The following is a 13,542-nucleotide window of genomic DNA, read 5'->3' on the forward strand; positions in this document are numbered from 1 at the left end:
GGCTCGGGCTCAACAATAGGCTCAGAAATATCTTCAACAGGTTCAGGCGCGGGAGCTGGTTCAGGAGTCGGCTCGGGTTCAGTTTGCACAGAGTCAGTGGTGTCAGATTCAACGGGTCCACTTACAGAAACATTTAAATCCTCAGATTCAGAACCACCCACGCCTTGTTCATGTGGAGATGATACAACTCTTACATCTTCACCATCAACAACTGGTGATATATCTTCAGATTCTACAGCTTGAAATATATCCTTCTCTTCTTGGACTGACGCAAGGTCATCGCTTGCTCTAGGAGTATATCTACTTTGATCAAGAGTTTCAGCATCTGCATCGGTGGGTTGAGAAGAATCTACTGGTATTTCGGTAGCAAAAGCATCTTTCTCAATTCCACTATCCACCAAAACTGTTCCGGCCATATCAGACTGTTCAGGAATTGCACTTTCAACATCTTCAATGCCAGCCTGTTCTTCAGCCGAAAGATCACGCTTTTCAGTTTCCTGTAAAACAGTAAGTTCGTCTAACTCCTGCTGTTCCTTATTGTTATCTTTTTCATCTGCCATGGCTAACTCCTGAATAAATTAAGCCAACAATTCTTATTGAAAAGCGATTTCTGATACTTTAAAGATGCCTCTTTTTAATAAAATATTACACTGTATTATATTGCATCACAACTTTTAATTCATAATTAACAACTCATGTGCCTTATTGTATACAATTTACGACCTTGTGTAGAATAATTTAACTACAAGCACAGTAAACTCCTGTTTTAAAGGTTACCGCAGAAATAGATAACCTTTAAAACTGGATAACCAAGCAAAACCAAAAACAAGCACACTCGCTGATTATGGTTTATATTGCTCATTACAATTCTGTCGCGCCACTCAGTTCAGGAAATGGGCTACATAATTTTTGTGTTAGTTTGCTATCAAAGGCTATGTACTGGGTAATAAAAGGCTGGAGACTGGTAACTACTTGGGTGAAGTTGAAAAATCTTGATGATCTGCCTGTAATACTTTTGCTTTGCGGTGAATGCGCGGGTATTCGCCGCAATGGCGATGTTTTTTTAGGCCTTGAAACTACAAAGGATGATAAGCTTGTTACCCGAATTGATAGAAAAATGAGGACCTGCGAAGAGCTTCTTTTGTGTGTTTGATTTAAAAGAATTTAAACGAGTAAAACCGGAACTGTCCAATGTGGATGGTTCCGGTTTTATTGTGTGATAAAGAATCGTTATTATTACGCAAACCTTAAATTGCTATTCCTTTTTCCAACGTTTAATTACTTCGTCAAAAGTAATATCCAACCAGCATTCTTTCCATTTATTATGAAATTTAATACTTTCGGACTTTGGTGCAGGATCAGGCATTTCCATTCTAACGACTGAAGGCATTGGAGTCGAATCGCCCACAATTAGGCATTCTCCAGCAGACAAAGTTGGCAACACATCAGTTATAGAGCTAGTATTATTAGGAAGTAATCCTTTAATATAATTCTGATCATTAATGTTAGTAAGTCTAAGTGCTATAAAGTTATTACATTGGGAAAAAATTGTATCAGAAACTTCAGAAGGTCTTTGGCTAACCACCATTAAACTTAATCCGTATTTACGACCTTCTTTTGCGATCCTTTCAATAGATTTTTTTGAAGACTTAAATTCAGCCCCGCCACTTTTAGGAATATAGTTATGGGCTTCCTCACATACAATCAAAAAGGGAACATCATTCAACAAATCAGACGTATGTTTGAGTTTTGAATAATGAAATGCAAAATCAAATACGAGCCTAGAGACTAGGCTCACAGCAATACTCAAAACCTCAAAAGGGACTCCACTCAAGTCAATGATTGTTACATTTGACTTGTCTAGATATCCCAAAAATTGTTGTAATAAATTCTTAAAATCATCGGTTTGATAAGCTGTTCCATCACTTTTTACAGGATTTAATAAAAAAGAAAGCCTCTTATCATTAATCTTTGTATCTAAACGCGATAAAAATCTATTAAATTCACCATTAAAAGCACCATTACTAGCTTTAGTTGCTTTAGCTGTACTAGGCGTAATAAAGCTATATTTATCATCAAAATATTTAATTGTATCTGTAACTAAAGTCTCATCACTTAGTTTTGGAAGTTGTTCTTCATTTTCAATCTTATTTATAACTTCATTATTTATATTGAATATATAGTTATATACTTCAGTAATTTCAAAAAACACTGGAGTATCATAAGTTATTTTCTTTAATGTAGGATTATGTTTTTCTTTATTTAATATTACGGCTTTTTTAAATTGAGACACTTGGTTGTGAGAGTTCTGTTCATTGCTTTCAATAAACATGGATTCTAGTTCTTCAGAATTCATTAACCAATACGGAAGCTTAAGCTTGTCGTCATCAAGTACGTTTAAATTAAATTTTTCTTCATTATGAATTGAAAAAGCCGATCTATACTCTGAATGAATATCAAAAATAATTATATGTGAATTTTTTTGGTCATCTTTATGTATATTTTTGCTTTTTGAAATACCAACTACTTCTTGCAATATTTTTGCAACAGTACAGGATTTACCTGATCCAGTAGAACCAACTACAGCAATATGTTTACTAAAAAAAGTATTACCATTTATATGCAGTTTAATATCATTATTTTGTACCAATCGACCGAGCTCAAACGAATAGTCACCCTCTTTACTAAATATTGAATTCAAAATTTTAGAATCGATTATATATGCCTTTTCAGTAGGAGAAGGAAGCAACACTGCGCCCTGCATGAATCTACCTTCAGAATACAAACCGATCGGCTGTGAACTAATTAAATATTTATCTTCGTGCATTTTGATATTTTGAATTACACAAATTACAAAATTATGATTTCCCTCTTCTACCTGTATATATTTACCTATCTGAATTTCATTTTTATTTTTTTCAAAAGTTTTATCATCATCCATTTGCACCATAATTATGCTTGGCGCACTTTCTACTACAATTCCAATTACAGACACTACTTCTCCTTTCGTTAAAGTACTCTTTATAAATCCGAACTCATATGCAGCAAATATCTAAGCTCTTTAAAACTTGTAACTTCAAGTCGCTCGACATTAATATCCAACAAATCTATTTTTTCCGAATTCACTGATCCGACAAGATAAAAATCTTCACATTTTCTTGAATTAATTGCTTTGTATGTATCATCACTCAACACACACAGACGAAGCTTAAATTCAACCCATTTATCTTTTGAAATTCTTTTGGGTTCCTTTAAAAACTTACTTTGAAAAAATTTATCTCCAATGTATCCAGATGCACATTCGACCTTTTTTGCATACAGCCTGCGAAAAATATCATTAAGGTCCACAGAAGTAGAACTAACATCAAACGCAAACAATGGAGTTTGTCTGTGCAGTTTCTTGCTATTATATTTGTTTACAAATTCAACCATAAAACTGACAATTTCAGAGTCAAATTTTTCAAAACTAGATACATCAAACACTACATATCGAACCCTATCATTTTGTTGTAAATGAGATTTTAACTGGCTCCTTCTTTTCTTTAACAAAGAGTTGTAAGTTGATAGCTCTTTAGTCCATCTGGTAATTGCAGTTTTTTTGCTTTTTCTTAATTTATCAATAAAAGATTGTTTTTCGACAACTCTAAATTGATGATTATGAATTATACTAGTGTCAGCAATACGTTGAATTGCGTTAGGATAAAAAATATCTTCTACATCATCTGTTGAAAAATCTCCAATTTCACACATCTTTTGCTTAACAACGACCACTAAATCATCAAACTTTGACCCTACTATGAACTCAAATAAATCAGGATTAGTGAACTCGCTAATGCAAAATGGCAAATCATCAACACTAATTTCACTATAATATACACGAATACTCTTGTTTTCTTCCGCAGTGCGTTTTCGCTTCAAAAGAAAACTCTCTATTTCGGGATCTTTTGGTGGAATCAACTTTGAAATATATTTTGTTATATAAGATAAATTTTGTGTATAAATAATATTACTAAAGTCATCTTTGCTTAGGTTAATAACGCCTTGTACTTGATCTGCAAAATGTGCATATAAAATATATTTTATTTTTTTATTATCATTTTCAACATAATTGACCATCATTTGTAATATTGGTTTGTACACATCAGAAAGTTTAAACTGTTTCGTTTCATGATATTTGCACTGAATTGCGCGTATTTCTGCTTCAGAAACAACGTCAATATCTTCAATGATCCCTTCAATGGTAATTTCTTCCCCATTTTTACTAGATAATATCTCTTCTAGGGATTTATTAAACTGGTACAAGAACCCTTTAATCGTATAATCAGCTTCTCTAATCATTTCCTTCCCTTACGATAAACAAACTTTACAAATAAATCATATAACTTTAAACATACGTATTTAACATCCCATACAACGGGTTACATTTATCAACATTATAATATGCAAGCAATCAAATTTAAAAAATCCATGAAGATCGACAATTTTATAACTCTAAAATAAAAAATCATCTTCTTTGAGTACCCCCACGAGCCCCCCAATCCCCACACAAAACAAAAACAAACCATCCCGACATCTTACACCACCAATTCGATAGACCCGCCTCCACCATTTTTTAAAAGGCCCCATTTCAAAAGCCGTAAAACGTCAATGTAAAACAGTGTGAAAAAGTTGGGGGGATAAATCTTCGACGCAATTGACTTTTTCCAATTATAAATTCTGGCCGCATAGGCGGAATTTCTCAAAAAGAAAGGCCGGAAACAATATTGTTTCCGGCCCTGCATATTCTATTTATTTTTAATTTCTCAAACACTATTTATTTGAGCTGGTATCAAAAATACCGATCTGATTTCCCAAACGAACCTTAATCGCATCGGAACCATATTGTCCGGGTTCAAAAACCAAAATGACCAGAGACCCTCCATAAAGGAAATGTCCCAGTTCATCACCGCGCTTAATCGCTACAGGACCGTCCGCTTTGAGAAACTTGTCTTCGAACACAACTGACCCAACAGTGCTGAGCCCTACCGGAATAACTCCTACCAGACCGTATTTTCCGGTATCAATGATAAAATAACCGCGCGCATAGCTTTCAAAGGCACCGAAACTTGCTCCGGGAGCACCTACATTGCCATGAGCCGGAGCGAATTTAACAAACTCTTCCATACCAATCAATGCTCCATCCACAAGGCGGGTTTCAAGAACCTGACCGCCGACTGGAGCATGGTAATAATGGTAAGTATTAGGCATCAGGACACAAGACAGAGCCGTGCCACCTACAAACTTCTTCCAATAGCGTGATCCTTCCAGCAGCTCTTTAATATTCAGTTCCTGAGTACCTTTGGTCCTAAACTTAGTGGTTCCGTCTACAATTTTTGCAGGAATGGAATTCACAGTGGCATCGGTCGGTGAGGAAATTATATAATCCCGATCCGGCATAGTCTGCGGACGGACCTTACTGATATCTTTAAACTTACGAGAGAAAAAATCATTGTAAGACTTAAATCCGCCGTCAGCAGCTGTGGGGTCAGGCAGGACATATTCTTCTTTTTCAATGCGAGGATCAGCGAGCCATTTGGCTACTTTTTTTATCGAAGCCTTGCTGGATAGAAATTCACCGCGTTCAGTCGCAAAACGGTTAAAAATCTCAACTCCCGGCGAAGTTTGAAAAGCCACCCGTCCAAATGGATTTTTATACGCAAACAGATCCATCTGTTCGATATATTTAAGTGCGTTATCCTCACTGCCCTTTGCTTCCGGTAGAAATGAACTCCACTCCACAAAAAATGGAATCAGGTCGGCAAAAGATTTTCCGATCCAAGGATTTCCACCTTTCCTGTATCCTTCCGGGACGGGCTGCATATTTTTGAATGCTTCATCAATATGCACCTTAAAGACCTTGTCACTATTGTACGCATCAATAAGATTTGTAATCGACCCTTTACATGGACAATCGTCAGGAATGGATATTTTTGCGGCTGCAGTAGATATGGTTGAAATGGAAAGTAAAACCATAAATAAAAAGACAGATGCAAGTATACGGAAACTGTTTTTCATAGCTCACGCCCCCCAGAATAAAAGTTAATTTCAGCCTTAATCAAACAAAAAAAACATTATGGGGGAGATTAAAGAGATACACTGCTAAATACAATCATAATAAAATTTAATTATCCTTAACGGATGCTTCCCGTATCTCATGACTGACTCGCGAACCAAATTCTTTTAAAAACACCCGTTGCCGCTCGATGAGTTCCAATGGCTTGTCCACAGGAGTCATGTGGGCGCTTCCCTGTATGACGTAATACTGTGGATTATTGGCAAATTCAGACTGCCATTTAGTATATGCTGGCGTACACAAATCGTCACTTCCACAAGTCATAAGGATAGGAACATTTAACTTGGACAGTTGCGTGGTTACGTCGATTGTTTTTATATTTCCCAGCACATTCAACTCCGAACCGCCGGCAACCATAGTGTCGTGAATTGCTGAATTTCGTGCAGCACCCAATTTCTTCATTGCCTCTGGTAATGGCCATGTGTGCGTAACATGTTTCTTAGTGAACTCCATGCAAGCTTCGTCGTAGTCGCTCTTTGTTCCTACCCCTCTCAACTCATAATCATCTATCACCTGTCCGCCTTTTCCATTCAGGCAGATCAAGCCCTGCTTAAGCGCCGGGGCAACATCAGTGATATAATAAGGGAAGCTCAATATTGGGCTATGGAGAGAAATGGACAATATACCGGCGGGATGTTTGGCGGCAAATCCAACAGCCTGAGCGGTTCCCCATGAATGACCAATCAAATGATATTTCTTCAAGCCCAGACCATCCCGAACCGCTTTCACCTCATCAAAATATCGTTCCGCATTCCACAAGGCCGGATTATCCGGACGTTCTGAGTTTCCGCATCCAAGTTGATCGTAGAAGATTACAGGACGTTCATCGCTCAACGCCTGAAACGCTACGAGATTGTGATGATTACCTCCAGGGCCGCCGTGCAGAACCAATGCAGGTGGTGCGCTGCCGGAACCAATTCTGCCGTACCATAATTTATAGGTATGACCTTCATAAGTGTAATCGACAAACCCTTCGCTATCATATGCAGGTTCAGTTAAAATCTTGTCTATGTATGCTTGCTCTTTATTCATGTCTTTTTCGCCCCGTGACACGCAACCGATCAGCATCACTATAATTAACGTACAAAATACGCTCCAACAGAACAAACGCCTGTGATTGATTATATATATCATAAACCCTCATGTTTCAGATTTTTCCCAACTGCTATCGTTGATACCTAGATATGTTTTTGAAGCCGTAGAAAAGTAGCATCCAAGTGCGAGAAAAGCACGTGTTTTTAATTAGAAGTTCAAGGCAACAATTGGTCATAAATTTTGAAGGTGCAGCCAAGTCATTGCAAGGAAAAACAGGACTTATTATTTGATTTCATTTTGTTATTTCTCCCGTGCTCATTTATTGTTAGAGTAGTTAGAACTCTTTGTTTTATAGGCGCAGTGAATTACCGGAGGATGCGGTCATGAAATTAAACATATTACGATCAGTCCTGTTGATCTTTGTCCTGTCTTTGCTTTTGGGATGTGGTGCTCCGCATCAAAGCGGGCCAGTCGTAGGTGAAAAAAAGAATGATACCGCCGTCGGCATGGAGCAAACTAAAACAACCGTTAAAGAACCCGTTGAATCTATTGTTGAAAAGTCTGACGAATCCGCAATCGTAAGCAACGGTAAATCCGTGGTCGAAAAGACCGTGCGCCAGCATGTGACAGGTCAGATTTCACCTGATGAGGCGCGGAAGTTTGCCGTCGGCCGGGCCAAGCGGGATGCTCTGGAGGAGGCCGGAACCTACCTTGAAACCATGACTTTGGTTAAAGAAGGCAAGCTTGAGCAGAATGAAATCATGGCACTGGCTGTGGGAGTGCTTAAGACCGAGGTGATCAGCGAGCGGCAGTTCATGGATGGCAATGTCTTCTGCATGGAGGCCGTGGTCAAGATCGTGGTTGATCCTTCCGCCCTTAGGGAGCGGGTGAAGAAGCTTCTCAATGACCGTGAACTCTTGACAAAATATAAGAAAGTTCAGGAACAGAACCAAAGCTTGTTGGCTAAGATTGATGAGCTGGAAAAAACAAACAACAAACTTAAGAAAAGCCCCGAAGAAAAGCAGGCCATGAAGCGTGATTTTGCCAAAGCCGGAAAGGCTTTGGAGGCGGAAGGCTGGATTTTAAAGGGATCAGCATTATGGAATGATGGTAAGTACTCCGATCCGTATAAAGCTATTGCGTATTTCAGTCAGGCTATTGAACTAGATCCCGATAATGCCATAGCTTATACAAATCGCGGAGTGGCTTATGGAGGAATGGAGCAGTTCCAACGTGCTGTCAAAAATCTCAGCCGGGCAATTGAACTCGATCAGGACTATGCCGCAGCTTATTACAACCGGGGTACTGTCTATATTAACCTTGGGCAATTCGACCTAGCACTAAAAGATTTAAACCATGCTGTTAAGCTCGATCCTGATGATCCCGGTTCATATTTAAATCGCGGGCATGCTTATGCCAAGCTCGGGCAGCATCAACGTTCCATTGAAGATTATACCAAATCCATTGAGATAGCTCCGGATTATTCTTACGCCTATTATAACCGGGGGAAAATTTATTCTAATCTCGGACAGCATGAGCAAGCCATTGATGACTATAACCGGGCTATTCAGCTGGACCCAGACTATTATAAGGCTTTTACCAATCGCGGCCTTGAATATGATTATCTCGGCCAGCCTCAGCGTGCGATAGATGATTATACCCGGGCTTTGGCGATTAATCCACGGGATGTGATCGCCTATAGCAATCGCGGAAGTGTGTATATGCATATGGGGAAATATCGACAGTCTGTAGATGATTACAACCGCGTTCTAAAAATTGATCCCAAGTATGTCTCAGCCTATTATAATTTAGGTCTCGTCTATTACAATATGGGGCTATATCAACAGGCAATAGAGAGTTTAACCAAGGCCATCGAACTGAATCCTGATTATGCGAAAGCCCATCATAATCGCGGACATGTATATGCTGTGCTAAAGCAATATCAGCGGGCAATTGAAGGGTACAGCCGTGCTATCGAAATCGACCCAAAATATACGCAGGCTTTCTTAAACCGAGGAATCGCTTATTCCAACCTTGATCAGTATCAGCAGGCAATTCAGGATTTTAACAGGGCAATTATAATCAATCCTGATTATGTGGATGCCTTCCATCGTCGCGGACTGGCCTACCTTCTCTCAGGACAAAGTGTACCAGGCTGCAGAGATGCCCGCCGGGCCTGTGAACTGGGAGACTGCAAGTTGCTCGGTATCGCCCGCAAGGAAGGGCTTTGCCCGTAGCTGAAACGCAGCAACCCATCACTCAACATTATCGATTAAAAACTCCACAATATCCTCTAAATTACCAGTGCGCAACGCTAGGCGCATACACACTTCCGCAGTATTTTCCGCTGGATTATATCGTTCACCACAGACAGAAGCAAAACGAATCACTCCGCTGCTTTTCAAGCGCAGTTGGTCGCTCTTGATTCTTCCCTTTTCCACAAGAGTCTGCCGTTCAACTTCAACGCCGTTTATTATCTCCACCAGCCGGGCCTGTGCAACGGAACGGGCAGCCAGCAACGCCATAGCTTTATTCTCTCCTGATCCACGTCCGACAACTTGAAAAAAACCTTTGTAAAAAGCTTCTGTCTTGTCCGATATTTCAATAAAATTTGGATCTTTTTCCACTTTTTCTACAACCGAAGTAGCTGTCTGGGGAATGTTTTTCCTGCACCCGGGTAAAAACATGAAAACTGCCAATATAAGCACGGACAGAAGAATGGACTGTACTATTCTTAACATGGGCAGAACTCCTTTAAAATTAACCTGTTCAGGGCAGAGCTTCCAAAACATTTTTAAGGCCGATTTGTTTTCATTAGGCGAAATAACTTCACTGTAGAAAAAGCAAACAGGATCACTACGATTCCGTCTTATAAAGATACGTATACATCTATTAATCTACTACAGCGGCGAAATAATCGGAAGGATATTTAAAAGTTAATGTAAAGGATTAACAAAAAGCCTCTTCGGCAAATTGGAGGAGCTTGTAAAATAAAAGGCATAACATTAGGTTAGATATTTAATTATTTTAAATTAAACGAAAGAATTACAGATTCGAAAGTTCAAGAATCCTTCAAAGACAAAGCTATTTCATTTAAACGCTGTGAAAGATTCTTCCGCTTTTCTTGGGATAGCAGGTTAAGGTCTATGGAAAGATCAACGCCCTGCTCTTTATAGCTGATAACATTGCCAGAATCGACACAGGATTCATCCTCTCCGCAGATTGAAAGGACAGCATAAGGCTGGATAGTTCGACGAATACCTTTAACATCTATTGGCTTGCGCTCTTCAACGTTTACTATGTCTTTGACTAAACTATATGTTTCTGAGGACATAAGCACGCCGCCAGAATCGGCCTGCCCTTCAAGACGGGCTGCGAGGTTAACTTCACCTCCGATAATAGTATAATCCATGCGCGATTCAGAACCGAAATTACCAACATTGCAATATCCAGTATTAATACCCACCCGCATCTTAAACGGTTTATCAAATCCCATACTTTTCCACTCTTTTTCAAGCTCAACCATTCTCTTTTGCATTGTGATAGCCATACGCACGCAAAGTTCGGCGTCTTCTTTTACACCCTTTGATTCAGGATCGCCAAAGAACATAAGCATGGCGTCACCAATAAATTTATCAATGGTAGCACCATATTCAAGTGCGATGGCAGACATCTCTGTGAAATAATGGTTGAGCAAGGCGGTAAGGTCTTCCGGCTGCATATCGTCTGTGGTCTGGGTGAAATCTTTTATATCGGAGAAAAAGACCGTAAGTTTCTTACGCTCTGTGGATAAAACCACATCACGATTACCCGAAAAAATTGAATCATACACCTGTGGAGACAGGTATTTAGCGAGCTTTGTAGACAATCCTTCAAGCATTGTATTCTTTTTATCAAGAGAGCTTAAAGTTTCAGCCAGTTCTGATTGCGCTTTTTTCCTTTCCGAAATTTCACTTCCGAGCTTTCTGTTCCAAAACACGATCAGGCCTATGATCAAAAGACCGCCGCCAGTAATGGGTAATGCCCATGTCATAACGGTATACATATCCAAGCCGTGCTCGAACTTTAGAGCTAGCCATTTGCCCTTGATCTCTTCAGCCTCTTCATCTGAAAGAACACTTAAAGCCTTGTTAACAATCTCAAGTAATTCAGGGCAATCCTTACGAACAGCCATTGATAGGGGCATAACATATTCAGTTGCGGCTGCCACTTTCAAATTGGTTATTCCCTTCTGCTCAATAACGTAACTACTGGTAGCCAAGTCATTGATAAACCAGTCAACTTTACCGAGAGTAAGTGCTGTGATTGCCTCAGGGACTGTAGGAAAGAGAACAAGCTCAAAATCAGGATGATCCGAAGTTATATATTCATGGGCGGCATACCCTTCAACTACAGCAATTCTGCCATGTACAATGTCATCCAGCTTACTTATCAAAGGGGCTTCTTTAGAAGAAAAAATAACGATCGGAAATTCAATATAAGGCTCTGTAAAAAGTAGAAATTTTTCTCTGGCAGGAGTCCGCGCAATCGACGGCAGAATATCCAAACGCCCTTCCTTGGCATATTGCAGAACTTCATTCCAGTTCAAACCATCAACTGGAGTCATATCCACTTTCAACTTATCCTGAATGAATGCAATATATTCCGACGCAATCCCCTGCATCTTGCCGTTTTCATCAAGGAACTCAAAGGGCGCACTTTGAGGATCTATTCCAAGCTTGATTTGAGGATGGGATTTAAGCCATGCCCATTGTTCTTTGGTAAGCGAAAAAACTTTTTGCTGAAAACCTGAAGCATCAAGATAGGTTGCGAGAATAGCTTCCCTTTCTTCCTTGGTTATAGCGTCAAGTCCTTTTTGGAGAATATTTTTTAATACGGGATTATCTTTATCCACGGCAATACGAAGCTGACCGGGAAGATCAGTACGCCAGAGGCTAACAAGTTTTAGATTGGGCAAGGTAAATTTTTTGATAAGATAAGAAGCTACAACCTGATTACCAATGTACGCATCAGCCTTTCCTGTTGTTACAGCTTCCAAAGCAGCTTGTGTGCTCTTAACAAGCAACATCTTAATATCCGGGCGATCAGTGGGCAGATTTCGTGCAATGGCATATCCCTCTTCCAAAGCTACCGTTTTTCCTGCCAGATCTTCAGGCGAAAAGACATCCTCACGATCCGCCGTAGTGAATATGGCGGAATAATATTCTATGTATGGCTTAGTGAAAACAAAATCCTTAAGACGCTTTGGAGTTTCATTCAATCCCGGAGCTGCATCCAATTTTCCTGTTTTCAGCTTCTCCATATGAGCTTGCCAGTTTGTATCAAAAACAGGATTTATATCGAGCCCGACCTTGCCCGCAGCGACACGAGTAAAATCCGCTGCGATACCGGCATAGGAACAATCATCCTGCTTCATTTCAAATGGAGGCCAGTTTGGAGTTGAGGTCAAAGATAATGAAGGATGTTTCTGAATATAAGACTTTTCTTCGTCGGTAAGCACAACTTCGAACCCAGCTTTATTCTTCTGATAAAAACGATCTTCAGGGTTTTTTATCCAACGTTTATCAATTAATGAAAGCTTATCTTGTTTAATATGTCTAAAACCATTGTTGATGCGATTTAATAATTCTGTGTTTCCTTTCAACACACCTGCATGTACTGTGTTAGCTGTCGTAGAATCCGGTATACGGCTAACAAGTCCATCGCATCCCATTCGGGTTAATATCCTTGAAACAGTAGTAACTTCGTCAAAGATAACATCAACCTTACCTGCAATAAGTTCTGTTATTAAAGCATCATGATCGTCATTTTCAATAATCGAAATGTCAGGAAATTTCTCCCGCAAATAAGCAGCCTGATAAGTTCCAGCTACCACGCCAAACTTTTTACCGTCCAATTTATCCATTGAAAATGGTTGAGAATTTGTATTCTGATAAAATGCGCTTTTAATTGAGTGTAAGGTGTCTGAAAAATCCAGCCATGCGGCCCGTTGATCATTTCTAAATAATCCCGAATGAACATCTGCCTTTCCGGTCTTGACCATATTCAAAGTCTCTTCCCAAGTCCCAGCAACGAAGTTAACTTCTGTGTCGGTCTGCTCTCCCCAGATCCTCCACATTTCAACAAGAATACCAGCGGGATCACCCGCAGGTGTAAGAAGGGACATAGGTGCGTAGTTGCTATCAATAACGACAACAAGTTTATCCTTGGCCTGCACTTGTTGAAAACTCAGCAAAAGAATTAAAACACAAGTGAATATGACAAATCGACATTGGTGATAGATAAACATAACCGTACCTTATAAAGTAAAAACATAATTTTATTACTAAAGCCTTTACGTTTTTTTAAATAGATCTGCAAGAAAAGGTATATCATTTATCACTGGCGAGACAAAT

8 protein-coding genes and 1 pseudogene are annotated in these 13,542 nt (G+C 39.4%); 2 read left to right on the top strand and 7 right to left on the bottom strand.

Features of this window, described 5'->3' with window-relative positions:
- A pseudogene (locus BLT41_RS16555) lies at positions 1 to 560 on the bottom strand (hypothetical protein); the annotation flags it as partial.
- A gap of 374 nt (positions 561 to 934) precedes the next feature.
- Here BLT41_RS16555 and BLT41_RS17570 point away from each other — a divergent pair.
- Positions 935 to 1,153, top strand: a complete 219-nt coding sequence (locus tag BLT41_RS17570) for a hypothetical protein (protein WP_211477672.1) — start codon at positions 935 to 937, stop codon at positions 1,151 to 1,153.
- Positions 1,154 to 1,255: 102 nt separating this feature from the next.
- Here the strand turns inward: BLT41_RS17570 and BLT41_RS16560 are convergent, their stop codons facing one another.
- The 4 genes from BLT41_RS16560 to BLT41_RS16575 form a co-directional block, all read right to left on the bottom strand.
- Positions 1,256 to 2,995 (bottom strand): ATP-binding protein, encoded by a 1,740-nt coding sequence (locus tag BLT41_RS16560; RefSeq protein WP_211477673.1) that lies wholly within the window; start codon positions 2,993 to 2,995, stop codon positions 1,256 to 1,258.
- 26 nt (positions 2,996 to 3,021) lie between these two features.
- Positions 3,022 to 4,338 carry a hypothetical protein gene (locus BLT41_RS16565; protein WP_092163179.1) on the bottom strand — a complete coding sequence of 439 codons (1,317 nt, stop codon included), beginning with the start codon at positions 4,336 to 4,338 and terminating at the stop codon, positions 3,022 to 3,024.
- A 471-nt stretch (positions 4,339 to 4,809) separates the two neighbouring features.
- The gene (locus tag BLT41_RS16570) at positions 4,810 to 6,054 is read right to left on the bottom strand and encodes a phosphatidylserine decarboxylase (RefSeq protein WP_092163182.1); all 1,245 of its coding nucleotides are present in this window, start codon (positions 6,052 to 6,054) and stop codon (positions 4,810 to 4,812) included.
- 106 nt (positions 6,055 to 6,160) lie between these two features.
- Entirely contained in the window at positions 6,161 to 7,144 is a 984-nt protein-coding gene (locus BLT41_RS16575) for a proline iminopeptidase-family hydrolase (RefSeq protein ID WP_170830402.1), read from the bottom strand.
- Between the two features lie 386 nt (positions 7,145 to 7,530).
- Between BLT41_RS16575 and BLT41_RS16580 the strand changes: the two genes are divergently transcribed.
- A complete protein-coding gene (locus BLT41_RS16580) occupies positions 7,531 to 9,384 on the top strand; it encodes a tetratricopeptide repeat protein (RefSeq protein ID WP_092163188.1) in 1,854 nt (617 codons plus the stop codon).
- An 18-nt stretch (positions 9,385 to 9,402) separates the two neighbouring features.
- On the opposite strand, the gene BLT41_RS16585 is transcribed toward BLT41_RS16580, so the two are convergent.
- Positions 9,403 to 9,888, bottom strand: a complete 486-nt coding sequence (locus BLT41_RS16585; protein ID WP_092163191.1) for a hypothetical protein — start codon at positions 9,886 to 9,888, stop codon at positions 9,403 to 9,405.
- A 320-nt stretch (positions 9,889 to 10,208) separates the two neighbouring features.
- The gene (locus BLT41_RS16590) at positions 10,209 to 13,364 is read right to left on the bottom strand and encodes a transporter substrate-binding domain-containing protein (protein ID WP_170830403.1); all 3,156 of its coding nucleotides are present in this window, start codon (positions 13,362 to 13,364) and stop codon (positions 10,209 to 10,211) included.
- Positions 13,365 to 13,542 lie beyond the last annotated feature (178 nt).

Origin of the sequence: Maridesulfovibrio ferrireducens, assembly GCF_900101105.1 — a bacterium.
Taxonomy (GTDB): domain Bacteria; phylum Desulfobacterota; class Desulfovibrionia; order Desulfovibrionales; family Desulfovibrionaceae; genus Maridesulfovibrio; species Maridesulfovibrio ferrireducens.